Here is a 17,730-nt window from a genome sequence, read left to right as displayed (position 1 = left end):
GCCCCAGCCATCCTGGAGCCGGAGCGCCCCCGCCGGAGGCGCAGTAACCGCCACCCCGCCACCCACCCGCCAGCCGCCGACGGACCCGGCGTCCGCTCCCCTACGCCGCGCGGTGCTCGCCGCGCGGCCCGGCCGGCTGCCGGCCCACCACCCCACCGGAAAACGGCCTGTCGTCACGCGGCGGCCCACCGGGCTACCCGCCTCCGCGCCAGCCGCCGGGCGTCCTGCGTGACAGGAGTGAAGCGCCAGCGGAGCGACGGGCACGCGCCCTGGCGGCGGCGCGTGCGGCCCGTTCAGGGCCGCCTTGATAGATGTACAGAAAGTCCTCCCACACAGGCCGGTAGCCGCCTGTCCGGTCTCGGGACCTGCGTGACAGATCGGTATCGGGACCTGGGTGACACTCCGCCGAGTGTTGGTGGAGATAAGCGTGATGGAACAGCGGTACCGGGCCGTCCAGGACGTGCTTGCCGGGTCGACGGTCACGGACGTCGCCGAACGGTTTGGAGTCTCCCGCCAGGCCGTGCATCGGTGGCTGGCCTGGTATGAGCAGGAAGGGCTGGAGGGTCTGGCCGACCGGTCCAGCCGGCCGCGTTCCTCGCCAGGGCAGACTCCGCCTGAGGTGGAGGCGCTGATCTGTGAGCTGCGCCGGAATCAATCCTCGCTGGGGTGCCCGTCGTCTGGTCTTCGAACTCGGCCGCCAGGACTGCCCTGGCCCCATCCCGTCGCGGATCACCCTGCATCGGGTGCTGATCCGGCACGGACTGGTCAACCCGACGCCCCGCCGCCGTCGTCGGGAGGATTACAAGCGGTGGGAACGGGGCCGGCCGATGGAGCTGTGGCAGCTGGACATCGTCGGGGGCATCCGCCTCGCCGATGGCGGTGAGGCGAAGGTCGTCACCGGCGTTGATGACCACTCGCGGTTCTGCGTCATCGCCCAGGTCGTCCGCCGGGCCACCGGCCGTGCGGTATGCCTCGCGTTCGCCGGTGCTTTGCAGCGGTTCGGGATCCCCGAGGAAGTCCTGACGGACAACGGCAAGCAGTTCACCGGCCGGTTCAACCAGCCCCGCCCGGCCGAGGTGATGTTCGAACGCATCTGTCGCGAGAACGGCATCGTGGCCCGCAACACCAAACCCCGCACCCCCACCACCACCGGCAAGGTCGAACGGTTCCACCAGACCCTGCAACGCGAACTCCTCGACGATGTCGAAGTCTGGGCCAGCCCAGAGGAGGCCCAAGCCGCCATCGACGCGTTCCGGCACGAATACAACACCCAACGGCCGCACCAGTCCCTGAACATGGCATTCCCCGCCGACCGGTTCACCTCCCCACCAACCGACGAGCAGCTGCCGCTGCGGCTGCCCCCGACGCTGGCCGCCACCATCCCGGCACCCCGCCGCCCGCTGCCGGCACCACCACCCTCACCATCCGCGGAGCAGACCTCCGCCCCCGCTGCGCCAGCGGCCGTCGCCGATGACGTCGGCCTGGCCGTGGAGGTCACCCGGACCGTCCCCGCCTCGGGCAACCTCACCGTCTGCGGGCAACAGTTCTGGCTCAGCCCCACCCGCGCCGGACTCCCGGTCACCCTCTGGGCCGACACCACCGTCGTTCACCTGCTCATCGACGGCGTCCGACTCAAGACCGTGCCGTCCCGGCTCACTCCCACCCACCTGCGCCAGGTCCTCGCCGACGACGGCCAACCGGCCGGCCCACCACCGATCACCACCGGAGTCGTCCAAGCCGGCGCCCCTGTCGAGGTCGAACGGCTGGTCAACGCCACCGGCCTGATCGGTCTCGCCGGCCGGCAACACCCCGTCGGCTACCACTCCGCCGGCAGACGGGTCACCGTCCGACTCGACCGTGGCCTCATGCAGATCAGCGCCGACGGTGTCCTGCTGCGCAGCCTGCCCAACCCGCTGACCCCGGCCGAGATCGCCGGCATCCGTGACGCACGCCCCGCCGGACCCCCACCCACCCCAGCAGCCGAACCGACCCGGGTCGAACGCCGCGTCAGCTGCCTAGCTTTGTCGCTCATGAGTTGGAGCAAGGAAACTGGCAGATCAGACCATGGATAGCACCAGGTTGACGAAGGCGCTCGGCTACACCGTCGGCGACCTGCTCCTGATCTCAGCCGAGGCGTTCGTCGCGCGGGTCGTCAGGACCACGCCCCAGCGACTGCTCATCGACTGGCCATGGTGGGAGGCCGACCCCGAGTCAACCAACTCATGGGACGGCACCGTGGGCTTCCCTCGTGACCCTGACGCGCACGGCTGGCTCAACACACCCTGGCGCCTGGAGCCCGACGCCTCAGAACTCCAAACCGGTGACCCTTGCTTCGTCGGCATCCCACCGACGGAGGTGCGGGGTTACCTCCATCGAGAGGTTCGATCCTCCCGCCGACTTCGGATTCCTACCCCGGCCGGACTACGCGCTTGAGGTGGTTCCTGTCGACGCGATCGAGGACCAAGAAGCGGGCTAAGGCCGGTCCGGTCGCCACCCGCGTACCCACCCTCGGCGACTACCTGACGTACTGGCACCGGGAGGTGGTGCGGCCCAACCTTGCGCCGCTGACCTGCGCCACGTACGAGACGATCCTCCGGTTGTACGTGATCCCCGGCCTCGGTGGGAAGCGGCTCGACCGGCTCCAGGTGCGCGACGCGCAGACCTGGATCAACGAGGTGGCCCGCACCTGCCAGTGCTGCGCCCAGGGCAAGGATGCCCGCCGCCCTGAGCCGAGACGGCGATGCTGTGCACTCGGCCGGTGCTGCGGCGACACGCCGTCTGCCCGCACAGTGAAGGACATCCGGGGTGTGCTGCGCTCGGCGCTCAACCACGCCGCCACCGAGGAACTGGTCACCCGCAACGCCGCCGCGCTGGTCAAGCTCCCACCGGTCCGCCGTCGCAAGGGCAAGGCGTGGAGCAGTGACGAGGCGCGTCGCTTCCTGGAGTCCGCGGGCCGACCGGGATCCGCTCTACGCCGCGTACGTGCTGATCCTGGTCCTCGGCCTGCGCAAGGGCGAGGTGCTCGGCCTCACCGAGGATGCCGTGGACCTGGCGGCGGGGGAGTTGTCGATCGGCTGGCAGTTGCAGCGGGTCGGCGGCCAACTGCTGCACCGCGAGACCAAGACGCAGAGCTCGGACGCCACGCTCCCACTGCCGGACATCTGCGCAGCGGCGCTCGACCTCCGTCAGCAGGCGAGGAAGAACGACCGCGACCAGGCGGGGATCGCCTGGCAGGGCTCCCGGCTGCTGTTCACCACCCGCTACGGGACCCCGGTCGAGCCGCGCAACGTCAACCGTTCCTGGGACGCCCGCTGCGCCCGTGCAGGCGTCCGGAAGATCACGGTGCACGATGCTCGGCGTACCTGCGCGACCCTGCTCGTCGACCTGGACGTGCACCCGCGCGTCATCATGCAGGTGCTCCGGCACGCGGAGGTCTCGGTGACGATGGAGATCTACTCGCAGGCGTCCTCGGACGCCACCCGCGACGCCCTCAAGCGCCTCGGCGAGAGCCTGCGCTGACCCGTTGCTGTACTCGACTGCTGTACCAATGCACTGAGGGCACATCCATCGATCGGATGTGCCCTCTTACCTGGTCGGGGTGGCCGGATTCGAACCGACGACCTCTTCGTCCCGAACGAAGCGCGCTACCAAGCTGCGCCACACCCCGAGGCGTGCGGACAAATACTAGCCCACCCGCCCCGGGGATCAAACTCGGTACCCCCGCGCCGGCTTCGGCCTCCGACCGACGGCGACAGCGCGGACCGGATCAGCGCGGGATCAGCGTGAGGATGCTCGCCTCCGGCGGGCAGGCGAACCGGATCGGGGCGGTCGGGTGGGTGCCCAGGCCGGCCGAGACGTGCAGCCACGAGTCGGAGCCGGGCCAGCGGTGCAGGCCCTTCGCCATCGTGCGGGGCAGCCCGCAGTTGGTCACCAGCGCCCCGACCCCCGGTACGCAGACCTGACCACCGTGGGTGTGCCCGGCCAGCAGCAGGTCGAAGCCGTCGGCGGCCATCTCGTCCAGCACCCGGGGCTCGGGGGAGTGGGTCAGGCCGAGGGAGAGGCCGGCCTCCTCGGAGACCGCCCCGGCCACCAACGAGTAGTCGTCCCGCTCGATGTGCGGGTCGTCGACCCCGACCAGTTCGACGAGCCGGCCACCGGCCTTGACCGTGGTACGGGCGTTGTTCAGGTCGGCCCAGCCGGCCCCGGTGAACACCGAGCGCAGGTCTTCGTAGGGGAGTGCGACCCCGTCGACGTACCCACGGTCGGGCAGGAAGTAGGTGAACGGGTTCTTCCAGACCGGTCCGGTGTAGTCGTTGGAGCCGAAGACGAAGGCACCGGGCAGGTCGAGCAGCGGCTGGAGGGCCCGCAGCACCCCGGGCACCGCTTCGGGGTGGGCCATGTTGTCCCCGGTCACCACCACCAGGTCCGGGTCCAGGGCGGCCAGGGACGCCACCCAGCGCTGCTTGCGTTCCTGGTCCGGGGTCATGTGCAGGTCGGAGATGTGCAGGATGCGCAGCGGTTCGGCGTCGGCCGGCAGCACCGGCACGTCGTACCGGCGGAGGGTGAACATGTTGCGCTCGACGAGCGAGGCGTACGCCAGGGTGGCCGCGCCGAGGGCGGCGGTGGCGGTCGCGAGCCGGAATAAGGTGCGCTTTCGCATGGCGTTCAGGGTAGTTTGACCGACCATGAGCACGCTTAAGGACCGCCTGACCGCCGACATGCGGGCCGCCCTGAAGGCCCGGGACGAGCTGACCACCTCCACCCTGCGGATGGCCCTGGCGGCCGTCGGCAACGCCGAGGTCGCGGGTAAGGCCAAGCGGGAGCTCTCCGACGACGAGGTGCTCGCCGTGCTGACCAAGGAGGCCAAGAAGCGCCGCGAGGCGGCGACCGCCTTCGCCGAGGCGGGTCGCACCGAGCAGGCCGGCAAGGAGACCGCCGAGGGTGAGGTGCTGGAGCGGTACCTGCCGAAGCAGCTCTCCGACGAGGAGTTGGCCGAGCTGGTCGCGGGGGCGCTCGCGGCGGGTGGGTTCGACGGCAAGGCCCAGATGGGCCCGGCCATGAAGGCGGCCCAGGCCGCGGTGGCCGGCCGCGCCGAGGGTGGCCGGGTGGCCGCCGAGGTACGCCGCCAGCTCGCCGTCTGACCTGTCGGTCGACGCCGGTCGGCCGTGACCGGCTCCCGAGCGGGTGGACCGGAACGACGAGGGGCCCCTGCTGTCGCTGGTGTGCGACGGCAGGGGCCCCTCGTCAGGTCCGACCGGTCAGCGGTTGGGACGGTCTGGGCCACCTCGGGGCGTGCCGCCGGGCGGGGTGCCGCCGGGCGGCGTACCGCCGCCGTTGTCGCCCGGCGTGCCACCACCGTTGCCGTCGCTGAGCTGGATGGTGACCACGCCGCCCTTGATGGTGCGTCCCTCGGGGCTGGTGCCGGCGACGCTCCCCGCCGGGCAGCTCGACGAGATCTTGATGTCGCTGACCACGACCTCGAAGCCGGCACCCTTCAGCCGGTTGCGCGCGGTGTCGACCGACTCGCACCGGACGCGGGGGATGGAGCGCTGGTCACCCGTGATGATCTTGCCGCTCGGCGGGGTGAAGTTGATCCGCTCCTTGCCCTTCATCGCGTCGCGCAGCGTCTCGTACACCGGCGGGTTGATGCCGTCCTTCTGGTTGTGCTTCATCTTGACGTTGGTCTGCGGCCAGTCCGGGTCGGCCATGATGCCGGCCACCGCGTACTGCTTGGTCATCGCGACCAGCGAGGCGGTCTTCTCGGAGTCGGTGGTGCCGGACTTGCCGGCCACCGGCGCGTCGACGATGCCCTTGACGTTGCCTGCGGTGGCACCGCTACAGCGGGAGGTCGACGAGCGGTCACCGAGCGGGCAGCGGGCGGCGTCCACGGCGGCGCGGGCCACCTCGGTGCTGATCCGCTGCTCACAGCGCGGGTTGGCGATGTCCAGGGTCTTGCCGTCCGGGCCGGTGATCTTCTGCACCGGGATCGGCTCGCAGTACTTGCCGTCCGCAGCGAGGGTGGCGTACGCGTTCGCCAGCTCCAGCGGGGTGGTCTGCGAGACACCCAGGGTGAACGCGCCCCACTGGTTCGCGGCCTGGTCGGTGGCGGCGAACGTGGCGTCGTTGCTGGCCCGGAAGGTGATGCCGAGCTTCTGTGCCGCCTTGACCACGTTCTTCGCGCCGACCTGCTGCTGGAGCGGGACGAAGTAGGTGTTCACCGAGCGGCCGAAGGCGCTCCACATGTTGTGCGGGCCGGCCATGCTCTCGACCGAGTTGGTCGGGCAGTAGTTGCTCGTCCCCGGGCAGGCGGCCTTCGAGCCCCGCTCCACGATGTACTCGGACTTGAACTGCTTCGGCGCGTTGATCGTGTACTGGAGCGGGATGCCCTTCTCCAGCGCGGCCACGATGGTGAACATCTTGAACGTCGAGCCGGCCTGGTAACCGGTGATGCCGTCACCACCGCTGAGCAGCGGGTTCACCGTGTTCGGGTAGTTGCCACGCTTCTTGTTCTTGTTCCGCTGCACCGGGTCGCTGTGCGGCTTGTTCTGCGGCTTGTTCGGGTCGTCCAGCTTGTAGTTCCGGTTCACCGACAGCGCCCGGACCCGGCCGCTGCCCGGCTCGACCACGGCCACCATCGCGGCTTCCTTGCTGTTCACCGACTTGGCCTTGCGGACCGCGTTGTCCGCGCCCCGCTGGGCCTGGACGTCGAGGGTGGTGACGATGTTGTAGCCGCCGCTCTTGAGCCGCCGCTCCCGGTCGTACGTGGTGGAGCCGAACTCCTCCTGCTGGAGCCACCAGCGGTAGAAGTAGTCGCAGAAGAAGCCCCACTTGTTGTCCCGGGTCTGCACGCAGCCGTTCGGCGCCCGCTTCCCCTTGACGACCAGCTTGACCGCCTTGGCCTTCTCGCCCTCCTCCTTGGAGATGGCGCCGATCTCCACCATGTTGTTGATCACATAGTTACGGCGCTCGACGGCGAGCGGGTAGCCGCTCTTGGTGGTCGGGTCGAAGCTGGTCGGCGCCTTCACCATGCCGGCGAGCATCGCGGCCTCGTCGATGGTGAGCTTGGCCGGCGTCTTGTTGAAGTAGACCTGGCTGGCGGCGAAGACGCCGTACGCGCCGTTGCCGAAGGCCGCGATGTTGAGGTAGCGCTCCATGATCTCGTCCTTGGAGAACTTCTTCTCCACCTGGACGGCGTACTGCATCTCGCGGACCTTGCGGGCGGTGGTGTCCTCGGTCGCGGCCACCACGTCGGCCGGGTGGCTCGCCGAGTACGCGATCGCCAGCCGGACGTACTGCATGGTCAGCGTCGAGGCGCCCTGCTGGGAGGCCGCGCCGGAGCTGTTGTTGACGAACGCCCGGGCGACACCCTTGAAGTCGACGCCGTTGTGCTTGTAGAAGTCGTGGTCCTCGGCGGCGACGATGGCCTCCCGCATGACCTCCGCGACGTCCTTGAGCTTGACGTCGCGGCGGTTCTCGTCGTACATGGTCGCCAGCGGGGTCTTGTTGTCCGAGGCGAGCAGGTAGCTGATCTGCGGGGCCCGTTTGACGGTCAGGTCCGGCGGCAGCTTCCCGAGTGTCTCGGCGCCCGCCTTGGCGGCCAGCCCGGACATCGCCACGGCCGGGAACGCCGCAGCCGCCACCACCACCCCGGCCAGCAGGCCGCAGATCAGTAGCGATGCGGCGTTGGTCAGCAGATTGTGGTCACGTTTCCGCATCCAGGTCACCTCGACAGAGTACGTGAGTGGGGAGTGGGCGGCTCCGGGGCAGGTTTCCCCATTTCCTGCGTGCGCCGCCCTCGTTGTGCTAAACGCACGACCCCCGGTGCGGGGTTGCGCGGCGCGGCGGACGAGTGTCCCCGGAAAGCGGGGACACCGCAGGGTTTTCACGCGGTCGGCCGGGGTATGCGGCGGGCCGTAGCCCGAGACGCGCGAAGTGTCCGAAATGATGGATTTAGCCGACAACGTTGCGTAATCGGACGACTACAGAGCATGATGGGGGCGGCGACAGCGCCAGATGTCGTCCGTGCCGCCTTGGGGAAGGTCGGGCGCGGATGACCGGGGGGAAATCCGGCTGACCCGCACGGAGTCGGTAGGTACTGCAAGGGGGGACGAGTACAGATGGGCATGATCACTGACTGGCCGTCGCTGGCGGCGTGTCAGAACGGAGACCCGGACGCACTGTTCGTACAGGGCGCTGAACAGAACGTGGCGAAGCGGATCTGCCGGAGCTGCCCAGTTCGGTACGAGTGCCTGGCCGACGCGCTCGACAACCGGATCGAATTCGGCGTGTGGGGCGGCATGACGGAGCGGGAACGCCGCGCGCTGCTGCGCCGGCACCCCCAGGTGACGAGCTGGCGCAAGATGTTCGAGGCCGCCATGCGCAAGAACGCCAGGGAGAAGACGGGCAAGGACAAGATCCTGGTCAACGCGGGCTGACCCGCCGTCCGGTGCCGGCCGGCCGACCGGCGGCACCCGGCCCCGGCCCCGCTCAAGGCCACGGTCACGGTCCGCTGACCGCGCCGGTCACGGACGGCTGATCGCCGCACCGATCGTCCGCAGCCCGTCGACGTCGTGCACGTCGGCGGGCTGCGCCGCGACCGCGACCGTCGGGACCGCCGGGAACGCCTCGGTGAAGGACGTCGCCACCTGCTGCTCGCGGGCCGACTGCTCGCACAGGGCGGCGTGGGCCCGCAGCACGTCCACGGTGGCGTCGTGGCCACCCAGCTCCGCCAGCCGTTCCGCCGCAGCGAGGCTCTCCGTCGCGTCCGGAGTGGTCACCGCCGGCCGGTGCACCCGGTTGAGGACCAGCCCGGCCAGGGGCATCCGTTCCTCCCGCAGCCGCCCGGCGAAGTAGGCGGCCTCCCGGACCGCGTCCGGTTCCGGCGCCGCGACCAGCAGGAACGCCGTCTCCCGGGCCTGGAGGATCCGGTACGTCTGCTCCGCGCGCTGCCGGAAGCCCCCGAACATCGAGTCCAGTGCCGCGACGAACCCGGAGAGGTCGGTCAGCAGCTGCGCGCCGAGCACCTTCTGCACCACCTTCGAGAACATCCCGAACGAGGCGGTGACCAGGCTGAACATGCTCCGCCCCCCGGTGCGCGCCGGGGCGAGCAGCAGGCGCAGCATCCGGCCGTCGAGGAAGCGGGAGAGCCGGGCCGGCGCGTCGAGGAAGTCCAGCGCCGAGCGGGACGGCGGGGTGTCCACCACGATCAGGTCCCACTCGCCCCGGGCGTGGAGCTGCCCGAGCTTCTCCATCGCCATGTACTCCTGCGTGCCGGCGAAGGTCGAACTCATCGCCTGGTAGAAGGGGTTGGCGAAGATCTCCGCCGCCTTCGCCGGGTCGGTGTGCTGGAGCACCACGTCGTCGAAGGTCCGCTTCATGTCCAGCATCATGGCGTGCAGCTCGCCGCCGCCGTCGGTGTCGATCCCCTTGACCTGGCGCGGAGTGTTGTCCAGCTCGGTCAGGCCGAGGGACTGGGCGAGCCGGCGGGCCGGGTCGATGGTGAGCACCACCGTACGACGGCGGTGTCGTTCCGCCGCCCGCAACGCGAGCGCCGCCGCGGTGGTCGTCTTCCCCACCCCGCCCGCGCCACAGCACACGACGATCCGCACGCCGGGGTCGGCGAGGATGTGGTCGACGTCCAGCAGCGGCGCCGCGTCTTCGGAAGGCACCAATCGAGCGTATCGGGCTCGTGCGGCTCTCCGCGCCGTGCCGGCGTCAGGTGTGAGTCAATCCGCCCTGACGAGCGCGGCGGCCAGCGTCTCCAGGCCGTCCCGGTCCACCCCCGCCGGGAGCAGCGGAAGCTCGACCAGTGGTCGGCCGATGTCGGTCAGCTCCGCGCGGAGCGTCTCCTCCAGCTCCCGCCGGACGGCCTGGTCGACCGCCTCGGTGTGCAGCCCGGCCACGGTGGCCCGGTCGGCCGGGAGCCCTGCGGCGAGCAGTCCCCGGCGTAGTTCGGCCTGGCTGGTCGCCCGACCGGCGGGCAGCGGGGGACGGGTCGCGTTGACGATGATCCGCCCCACCGGGAAACCGAACGAGGTCAGCTCGGCGACCGCGTCCAGCGTCTCCTGGACCGGCATCTCCTCCAGGAGCGTCACCACGTGCACCGCGGTCATCGGGGAGCGCAGCAGGGCGGCCACCCCCTCGCTCTGGGTCTTGATCGGCCCGACCTTGGCCAGCCGGGCGGTCTCCGCGGTGACGTTCAGGAACCGGCCGATCCGCCCGGTCGGTGGGGCGTCCAGCACCACCGCGTCGTACGCCCGGCGGTGTCCGGTGGTACGGGTGGTCGCCTCCTTGACCTTGCCGGTGAGCAGCACGTCCCGCAGGCCGGGGGCGATGGTGGTGGCGAAGTCGATCGCGCCGAGCTTGCGCAGGGCACGTCCGGCGGCCCCGAGCTTGTAGAACATGTCGAGGTACTCCAGCAACGCCTCCTCGGCATCCACCGCGAGTGCCCGGACCTCCCCGCCGCCCGGCGCGTCGGTCAGGTGCCGCTCCTCGTACGGGAGCGGATCGGTGCCGAAGAGCTGCGCGATCCCCTGTCGCCCCTCCACCTCGACCAGCAGCGTGCGCCGGCCGTTCGCGGCCAGCCCCAGGGCCAGCGCCGCCGCCACGCTGGTCTTGCCCGTGCCGCCCTTGCCGGTCACCACGTGGAGGCGGGCCGGCCACCCGGGGCCGGCCGGATCGACCGCCTGCTCAGCTGCTCGCACCAGTCGAGCCTAACCACTGGTCGGGATCAGCCGACCTCGCAGACCCACCAGCCGGTCTCGCGGATCACGGTGAAGCGCAGATCCTGCTCGGCGACCTTCTCGTCGGCGGTGGTCATGGTCACCTTGGTGGAGACGGTCGCCCGCTCCTCGGTCTGCTCGTCGACCTTCGGAGCGGTCCACCGGAACCGGGGCGTCTCGTGCTCGTCGACGTACTTCTTCACCTCGGCCACCTTGGCCTCGATCTTCTCCCGGTCACGGGAGGAGGAGCAGACCAGCTCGGTCGCGCGAGTGGCGTTGCGGTCCTGGTAGACGGCGGTGAGGAACTCCTGTACCGCGGTCGTCGGCGCGTCCGCGCCCTCGCCGGAGTCGGCCCCGCGCAGCATGAAGAAGGCGGCGGCGCCACCGCCGCCGCAGAGCAGCAGGGCGACCACCACGACGATCGAGGCGATCAGCAGCCCGCGCTTCTTCCGGGGCGCGACCGGTGCCGGGTAGCCGGGCGGGTAGGGCCCGCCGGCCGGGTAGGGGCCGCCAGCCGGTGCCGGGTAGCCGGGGGGCGGCGCCGGGAAGGACCCGTCCGCCGGGGGCACCGGTGCGCCGTACCCGTCCGCCGGCGGCACGGGTGCGCCGTATCCGGGCGGGGGCACGGGTGCGCCGTACCCGGGCGGGGGCATCGGTGCGCCGGACACCGGCGGGGCCCCGTATCCGGGCGGCGGGGCCGGCGTGCCGGGCTGAGGCGGGTATCCCGGTGCGCCGCCGGGATACGGGGCCGGGCCGGGCGTGCCGTACGGGGCGTCGGGCTGGGGCTGGCCGGCACCGAACGGCGGACCGCTCGGCGGCGGGAACGGGCCACCCTGCGGCGGTTGGGTCATCGTCTCCCCCGGGAGTGCGCTACACGGTCACCGGCGGCGGTGACGCTTCTGGCGGCGGGTCGGGAGCGCCGACCCGCCCGTGAGGGTAGCGGTCGCCGGGGCGGACCGGGGTCCCGGTGCGGTCGTCGCCCGGGTGCCGACACGGCCCGGCGTGGTCCGACCCGCCCGGTGCCGGACGGCAGGCGCGGTCGCCTACCGGTGGGTAGGCCGGCGGCGGTATCCACAACCGGACCGTCGGGCTGTCGCATATATGACTGTCCGTGATGATCTGTGCGCGTCCGGTTGCCGACGGCGGATCTCGGACCTACGTTCGGGCCGACGCGGGGGAACGGGCCGGGCGGCGACGCCCGCCACGCAGACGGCATATCGGACAGGTACGACGCCCGGAGGCGGTTGCATGCGCGACGCGGAGAACACTCCCCGCACCCAGTTTCCCGACGGCGACTCCAGGCCCGCGCGCCGGGGGGAGGCCGGGGATCCGGCGGTGGCGTCCCCGTGCAACGAGCGGCCGTACCGTCGGTCGCCCGACCAGCTCGAACCGCTGCGCCTGCGGGCCCGGCCGGTCGACCGTGCCCGGGACGACGACGAACCGGGGTACGTGATCCACTTGCCGGTCCGGGTGCTGGACCTGGCGACGGCCACCGCGCTGGCCGGTCGGGTCGCGGACTCCCTCGGCTTCGTGCCCGAGCTGGACGCCGGGGAGACCACCGTCTCCACGGCCGACGACCAGAACAACCGACGCCGGGTCTTCTGTGACCTGCTCCTGCCCGACCGGTCCCGCTGCCCCCAGCGCTACGGGCACCCGGGTCCCTGCGGGGAGGCGCCGCTGACCCCGGAGCCGCGTCCCGTGCCCCGGCCGTCGACCGGGCCGTAGGCTGTCGGCGGAACATCCACCCCACGACAACGGGAGCCCGGCAACGATGCAGAAGTGGGAGTACGCCACCGTTCCGCTGCTGGTCCACGCGACCAAGCAGATCCTCGACAACTGGGGCGAGGACGGTTGGGAGCTCGTCTCGGTGATCCCGGGGCCGAACCCGGAGCAGCTCGTCGCCTACCTGAAGCGGCCCAAGGCATGACCGCCACCCCGTACGCCAAGCTCGCCGAGCTGGGGCTGGAGCTGCCCGAGGTGGCTGCTCCGGTGGCCAGCTACGTGCCGGCGGTGCAGTCCGGGCGGACCGTCTACGTCTCCGGGCAGCTGCCGATGGCCCAGGGGAAGCTCCTCGCCACCGGCAAGGTCGGTGCCGGGGTCTCCGCCGAGCAGGCGAAGGACCTCGCCCAGCGCTGCGCGCTGAACGCGCTCGCCGCGATCGAGGCGCTGGTCGGTCTGGAGAACGTGGTCAAGGTGGTGAAGCTGACCGGCTTCGTCGCCTCGGCCCCCGGCTTCACCGGCCAGCCCGGCGTGATCAACGGTGCCTCCGACCTGTTCGGCACGGTCTTCGGGGAGGCCGGTCGGCACGCCCGTAGCGCGGTCGGCGTGTCGGAGCTGCCGCTGGACGCTCCGGTCGAGGTCGAGGTCATCGTCGAGGTCGCCTGACCGGTCCCGTTCGACGTGACTCCGCCCGGCGGGCTCCGGCCCGGCCGGGCGGGGTACGCGTCCCGCCGGCCGGTACGGCTTTCAAGATCGCGAGGAGTGGCCGGCCGGGTCGTACGATCGCAGCCATGACGGGGCACTTGACGACGCCGGCGGCCGCGCTGGCTGATGCGCTGCCGGACTGGGTGACGCTGCTACGCGCGCCGAACCCCGGTCCGATGACCCTCGACGGCACCAACACCTGGCTGCTGCGCGCCCCGGGGCGGGACGAGACGGTCGTGGTCGACCCCGGCCCCGCCGACGAGGAGCACCTGGCCCGGATCGCCGCCCACGCGCCGATCGGGTTCGTGTTGATCACCCACGGCCACCCGGACCACACCGACGGGTCCCGCCGCCTGGCCGAACTGCTCGGCGGGGTCCCGGTCCTCGCCGCCGACCCGGCGCACACCATCGACGCCGAACCGCTCGTCGAGCCGTGGGAGTCCTTCGGTGGCTTCGGTTTCCTGATCGACCTGGTCCCCACCCCCGGACACACCGCCGACTCGGTCTGCTTCCTCGTCGAGCACGAGGACGAGCGGGTCGTCCTCACCGGTGACACCATCCTCGGCCGGGGCACCACCGTGGTCGCCCACCCCGACGGTGATCTCGGCGAGTACCTGGTCAGCCTGGGTCGGCTGTCGGCGTACCGGGGGGTCACCGCGCTGCCGGGACACGGCCCGGCGCTGGCCGACTGCGGCGCCGCCGCCGACTACTACCTCGCCCACCGGCGGGCCCGGCTCGACCAGGTCCGGGCCGCGGTCGCCGCCGGGGACACCACCGCCGCCGAGGTGGTCGCCCGGGTGTACGCGGACGTGGACCGCTCCCTGTGGTGGGCGGCCGAGTGGTCGGTCCGCGCCCAACTGGAGTACCTGGGGGTGACGCCCCGGGAATCCGGTGGCGCAGAAGCGCGGTTGGACCAACCGTGACGTGCCCGGTGTGTGGAACCGTCGCCGTACCCGGTGCCCGGTTCTGCCACAACTGCGGGGCCGCGCTGCCGGCCGCCGCGACCCTGCCGGCGGCCGAGCGCCGGGTCGTCACCGTGCTCTTCGGTGACCTGTCCGACTTCACCTCCTGGTCGGAGGACCTCGACCCGGAGCGGGTCGGCGCGGTCACCGACCGGGTGCTCGCCGCGCTCGCCGGGGCGGTGAAGACGTTCGGCGGGCACGTCGACAAGCTGACCGGCGACGGCATCATGGCGGTCTTCGGCGCGCCGGTCGCCCACGAGGACGACGCCGAGCGGGCCGTGCGGGCCGCGCTCTCCATGCAACGGGCGGTCCGCCGGGTGCTCGACGACGAACGCGGCGGCGGTGCCCCGCTCGGCCTGCGGGTCGGGCTGAACACCGGGGACGTGATCGCCGGCATCCAGGCCGCCATCGAGTACACGGTCATCGGCGACACGGTGAACACGGCCGCCCGGTTGGCCGACGCCGCCGCCGTCGGCGCGGTGTACGCCGGAGGTCGCACCGCCGCCGCCACCCGGCACGTCGCCTCCTGGCGGGCGCTGCGCCCGCTGCGGTTGAAGGGCAAACGAGAGCCGGTCGAGGCGTACGAACTGCTCGGGCTCCTGGACGCCCCGGGCACCCGTTCCGGGCTCGGGGACGAGGCCCCGTTCGTCGGCCGGGAGGCCGAGGTCGGTCGGGTCGCCGGCCGGCTCGCCGAGGTGATCGACCGGGGCGAGCCGAGGGTGCTGCTGATGACCGCCGAGGCGGGGATCGGCAAGTCCCGGTTCGCCGCCGAGACCGAACGCCTCGCCGCCGGGTACGACGTCGGTGCCGGCCGGTACGCCGCGCACACCGGCGCACGGGTGCTCTCGGTACGCTGCGCGGCCTTCGGCGAGCGCCGCCGGCTCGCCCCCCTCGCCGACCTCGTGCGGGCCGCGGTGGGCCTGCCCGGCGACACCGCGACCGCGGTCACCCGGGCCGCCGTGGAGGAGCGGCTGCGCCGCCTCGAACAGCGGCTCGCCCGGGTGCAGCCGGTGCCGCCGCCGCTCGCCACCGACCAGTTGCTGGCCCTGCTCGGTTACGTCGACCTGCCCGGTACGCACGGCGGGCCGACCGACGACGCCGAGTGGAACGCGAACAGCCCGCCGCCGGACGCCGAGGCGGTGCCGACCGCCGTGGCGGGACTGCTCAGCGGCCTGGCCGCCGAGGCGCCCCTGGTGGTGGTCGTCGACGACCTGCACGACGCCACGCCGGAGACCATCCGGGCGCTCGGGGTCACCCTGTCCCGGCTGGCCGGACCGGTGCTGGTGCTGCTGCTCGGCCGCCCCGAACTGGTCCGGACGGCCGGCACGTTGACCCGGCTCTCCGAGGCCGAGGTGCACGTGCTGCCTCCGCTGCGCGGCGCGGACGCCTCCCGGCTGCTCACCACCTACCTCGGCGGCGGGAAGCTGCCCCAGGCCGACGCCGACCGGTTGCTCGCCACCGCCCAGGGCAATCCGTTCTACCTGGCCGAGCTGGTGACCCTGCTGATGGAGCGGGGGGCGCTGACCGCCGGGGCGGAGCGGGACGGCACCGGCGCGGCGACCTGGCGACTGGCCCCGGGCTCCCTCGGCAGCCGTCTGCTCTCCCGTGACCTCGCCGCCGTGCTGGCGGCCCGGATCGACGCGCTTCCGGCCGAGGCCCGCTCGGTGCTGCGGGACGCGGCCGTGGTCGGCGACACCGTGCCCACGGGCACCCTGGAGGCGCTGCGCGAGCGGCGCACCGGGCGGGACGGCCGGCCGGCCGCCGTGGTCGCGGTCGAGCTGGACCGGGCCGTGGAGGAACTGCTGCAACGCCGGATGCTGCACCGCACCCGGACCGGCTACTCCTTCGCCACCCCGTTGATGCGGGAGGCCGCCTACGCCGGGGTCAGCAAGGCCGACCTGGCCGACCGGCACGCCGCCCTGGCCCGCTGGGCCGCCCCGGCCGACAGCGCTGGCGCGCCGGTGCCGCCGGGCGGGTTCACCGACGCCGCCCGGGACGAGTTCGTCGCCGAGCACGCCGAGCGGGCCAACGCACTCGCCGACGCGGTCGGGCTCCGTCCCGACGCGCCGGCCCGTACGGTGGCCCCGCTGGGCGTGGCCGCGCTGGACCGGGCCGCCCGTCGCTCGCTCGCCGCCGGGGAGCCGGCGCTCGCCGTCGAGTACGCCGAACGCGCCGCCGAGCTGGCCCGGGACGGGCTGCCGGTGGCGGCCCGGGTGGTGCACGCCCGGGCGTTGCTCCAGGTCGGCCGGGCCCCCGACGCGCTCGCCTTCGCCGAGAAGATCGCGGCCAACGCCACCGACGACGGGGCGACCCGGGCCAACGCCCTGCTGCTGGCCGGGCAGGCGTACCAGAACCTCGGTGACCTGGGGCGGGCGGTGGCGAGCTGGCAGGAGGCGTTGCAGGTGGCCGCCGCCGCCGAGCTGCCCACGCTGCGCGCCTCGGCGATGCGCCGGCTCGGCATGGCCGACTTCGTCACCGGGCGGCTCGGGCAGGCCAGCAGCCGGCTCGCCGCCGCGTACCAGGTCAGCCTGGCCGCCCAGGACCCGCGCGGGCAGGCGTGGTCGTTGCAGAACCTCGCCTGGGTGACCACCACCCGGGGCGACTTCGCCGGCACCGACGCGGTGCTCGGCCGGGCCGCCCGCCTCTTCGCCGAGCTGAAGGACCCGTACGGGCGGGCCTGGCTGCGCGGCACGACGGCGTTCGCCCGGCTGCTCGCCGGCCGGCTGAACGAGGCGTACCGGCTGGCGCGAATCTTCCTGCCCTTCGGCGAGCGGATCGGCGAGGCGTGGGCGGTCGGCACGCTGCGGGCGGTCGAGGCGTACGCCGCCGCCGAACTGGGCGAGCTGGCCGAGGCGGACCGCTCGGCCCGGCGCGCGTACCGGGACTTCGTCGCCGCCTCCGACGACTGGGGGCGCGGCTTCGCCCTGGTGGTGCGGGGTGCGATCGCCCGAGGGCTGGGCGAGCCGGAGCACGCGGCGGACCTGCTCTCCGACGCCCTCGACCACGCCGGGCGCACCACCCACCCGCTGCTCACCGGCATGGCCGGCACCCTGCGCGGCTTCGTCGCGCTGGACCTGGGCGACGGGGCGGCGGCCGAGCGGTACGCCCGCGCGGTGCTCACCGCCGTGGAGCCGCACAACCCGCAGGCTCCGGCCCAGGTGGCGCCCCGGGTGCTGTTGGCGATGGCCCGGCTGGCGGCCGGTGACCCGACCACTGCGGTGGGGCTGCTCGCCCCGGTGGCGACCGCCGGCAACACCCCGGCGCTGCTCATCTCCCGCCGGCAGACCCTGGCCCGGTACGCCTCGGCGCTGCTCGCCCTCGGCCAGCACGAGCAGGCGCTGGACTGGGCCCGTCGGGCGGTCGCCGCCCCGGCCGAGGACGTCCGCAGCCAGGTGGTCGCGGCGATGGTGCTCGCCGAGACGTCGAGCGCGTGCGGCCGTCCGGTGGAGGCGCTGGCCGCCGCCGAGGAGGCGGTCCGGCTGGCGTACGCCACGGAGCAGCGCAGTGAGCGGGCCGGTGCGGAGGCACTGCGGGTCCGGTTGCTCGTCCCGGCCACGCCGGGCCTGGCCACCGGGACGCCGATTCCGGGTGCGCCGCCGACACCGGGCTCGGCCGGTTCGGCG

At 72.8% G+C, this 17,730-nt stretch carries 11 protein-coding genes, 1 tRNA gene and 3 pseudogenes; 9 read left to right on the top strand and 6 right to left on the bottom strand.

Going from position 1 to position 17,730, the window contains the following annotated elements:
* Positions 1 to 409: 409 nt before the first annotated feature.
* A pseudogene (locus tag IGA62_RS10935) lies at positions 410 to 2,012 on the top strand (IS481 family transposase); the annotation flags it as partial.
* Between the two features lie 444 nt (positions 2,013 to 2,456).
* Positions 2,457 to 3,519: pseudogene (locus IGA62_RS30560) on the top strand (tyrosine-type recombinase/integrase); the annotation flags it as partial.
* Between the two features lie 71 nt (positions 3,520 to 3,590).
* Here the strand turns inward: IGA62_RS30560 and IGA62_RS10925 are convergent.
* Positions 3,591 to 3,667 (bottom strand) — tRNA-Pro (locus IGA62_RS10925).
* A gap of 99 nt (positions 3,668 to 3,766) precedes the next feature.
* Positions 3,767 to 4,660, bottom strand: coding sequence for a metallophosphoesterase (locus IGA62_RS10920; protein ID WP_145815162.1), 894 nt, complete (start codon positions 4,658 to 4,660; stop codon positions 3,767 to 3,769).
* Between the two features lie 25 nt (positions 4,661 to 4,685).
* Between IGA62_RS10920 and IGA62_RS10915 the strand changes: the two genes are divergently transcribed.
* Positions 4,686 to 5,141 (top strand): GatB/YqeY domain-containing protein, encoded by a 456-nt coding sequence (locus IGA62_RS10915; protein ID WP_145815163.1) that lies wholly within the window; start codon positions 4,686 to 4,688, stop codon positions 5,139 to 5,141.
* Positions 5,142 to 5,258: 117 nt separating this feature from the next.
* Here the strand turns inward: IGA62_RS10915 and IGA62_RS10910 are convergent, their stop codons facing one another.
* Positions 5,259 to 7,715, bottom strand: a complete 2,457-nt coding sequence (locus IGA62_RS10910) for a penicillin-binding protein (RefSeq protein WP_145815164.1) — start codon at positions 7,713 to 7,715, stop codon at positions 5,259 to 5,261.
* 402 nt (positions 7,716 to 8,117) lie between these two features.
* Here IGA62_RS10910 and IGA62_RS10905 point away from each other — a divergent pair, with 402 nt between their 5' ends.
* A complete protein-coding gene (locus tag IGA62_RS10905; RefSeq protein ID WP_091453004.1) occupies positions 8,118 to 8,435 on the top strand; it encodes a WhiB family transcriptional regulator in 318 nt (105 codons plus the stop codon).
* Between the two features lie 87 nt (positions 8,436 to 8,522).
* On the opposite strand, the gene IGA62_RS10900 is transcribed toward IGA62_RS10905, so the two are convergent.
* From IGA62_RS10900 to IGA62_RS10890, 3 genes are read right to left on the bottom strand one after another with little or no spacing between them, the layout of a single operon-like run.
* Positions 8,523 to 9,671, bottom strand: a complete 1,149-nt coding sequence (locus IGA62_RS10900) for an ArsA family ATPase (RefSeq protein WP_186499691.1) — start codon at positions 9,669 to 9,671, stop codon at positions 8,523 to 8,525.
* A 54-nt stretch (positions 9,672 to 9,725) separates the two neighbouring features.
* Positions 9,726 to 10,703: an ArsA family ATPase gene (locus IGA62_RS10895; RefSeq protein ID WP_145815166.1), complete on the bottom strand. Its 978-nt coding sequence runs from the start codon at positions 10,701 to 10,703 to the stop codon at positions 9,726 to 9,728.
* Between the two features lie 26 nt (positions 10,704 to 10,729).
* A complete protein-coding gene (locus IGA62_RS10890; RefSeq protein WP_232625064.1) occupies positions 10,730 to 11,374 on the bottom strand; it encodes an Rv0361 family membrane protein in 645 nt (214 codons plus the stop codon).
* A 595-nt stretch (positions 11,375 to 11,969) separates the two neighbouring features.
* On the opposite strand from IGA62_RS10890, the gene IGA62_RS10885 reads away from it, so the two are divergent.
* The 5 genes and pseudogenes from IGA62_RS10885 to IGA62_RS10865 form a co-directional block, all read left to right on the top strand.
* Positions 11,970 to 12,446, top strand: a complete 477-nt coding sequence (locus tag IGA62_RS10885; RefSeq protein ID WP_145815167.1) for a hypothetical protein — start codon at positions 11,970 to 11,972, stop codon at positions 12,444 to 12,446.
* Positions 12,447 to 12,492: 46 nt separating this feature from the next.
* Positions 12,493 to 12,648 (top strand): DUF4177 domain-containing protein, encoded by a 156-nt coding sequence (locus IGA62_RS10880; protein WP_091452994.1) that lies wholly within the window; start codon positions 12,493 to 12,495, stop codon positions 12,646 to 12,648.
* Positions 12,645 to 13,106, top strand: a complete 462-nt coding sequence (locus IGA62_RS10875) for a RidA family protein (protein ID WP_145815168.1) — start codon at positions 12,645 to 12,647, stop codon at positions 13,104 to 13,106. The genes IGA62_RS10880 and IGA62_RS10875 overlap by 4 nt, the downstream gene beginning before the upstream one ends.
* Positions 13,107 to 13,231: 125 nt before the next feature.
* Positions 13,232 to 14,068, top strand: a complete 837-nt coding sequence (locus tag IGA62_RS10870) for an MBL fold metallo-hydrolase (RefSeq protein WP_145815169.1) — start codon at positions 13,232 to 13,234, stop codon at positions 14,066 to 14,068.
* Positions 14,065 to 17,649, top strand: a pseudogene (locus IGA62_RS10865) (adenylate/guanylate cyclase domain-containing protein); the annotation flags it as partial. The gene IGA62_RS10870 and the pseudogene IGA62_RS10865, both read left to right, overlap by 4 nt.
* Positions 17,650 to 17,730 lie beyond the last annotated feature (81 nt).

This window comes from Micromonospora sagamiensis, from assembly GCF_014680085.1.
Classification (GTDB): Bacteria; Actinomycetota; Actinomycetes; order Mycobacteriales; family Micromonosporaceae; genus Micromonospora; species Micromonospora inyonensis.
Note: the sequence above shows the minus strand (reverse complement) of the source record. Positions and strands in the feature narration are given on the sequence as shown.

Excerpts from the sequence above, each read along its gene's own strand:
- IGA62_RS10875 (WP_145815168.1), top strand. The coding sequence starts at position 12,645 with ATGACCGCCACCCCGTACGCCAAGCTCGCCGAGCTGGGGCTGGAGCTG.
- IGA62_RS10870 (WP_145815169.1), top strand. The coding sequence starts at position 13,232 with ATGACGGGGCACTTGACGACGCCGGCGGCCGCGCTGGCTGATGCGCTG.
- IGA62_RS10905 (WP_091453004.1), top strand. The coding sequence starts at position 8,118 with ATGGGCATGATCACTGACTGGCCGTCGCTGGCGGCGTGTCAGAACGGA.
- IGA62_RS10885 (WP_145815167.1), top strand. The coding sequence starts at position 11,970 with ATGCGCGACGCGGAGAACACTCCCCGCACCCAGTTTCCCGACGGCGAC.
- IGA62_RS10880 (WP_091452994.1), top strand. The coding sequence starts at position 12,493 with ATGCAGAAGTGGGAGTACGCCACCGTTCCGCTGCTGGTCCACGCGACC.
- IGA62_RS10890 (WP_232625064.1), bottom strand. The coding sequence starts at position 11,374 with ATGCCCCCGCCCGGGTACGGCGCACCCGTGCCCCCGCCCGGATACGGC.
- IGA62_RS10915 (WP_145815163.1), top strand. The coding sequence starts at position 4,686 with ATGAGCACGCTTAAGGACCGCCTGACCGCCGACATGCGGGCCGCCCTG.
- IGA62_RS10910 (WP_145815164.1), bottom strand. The coding sequence starts at position 7,715 with ATGCGGAAACGTGACCACAATCTGCTGACCAACGCCGCATCGCTACTG.
- IGA62_RS10920 (WP_145815162.1), bottom strand. The coding sequence starts at position 4,660 with ATGCGAAAGCGCACCTTATTCCGGCTCGCGACCGCCACCGCCGCCCTC.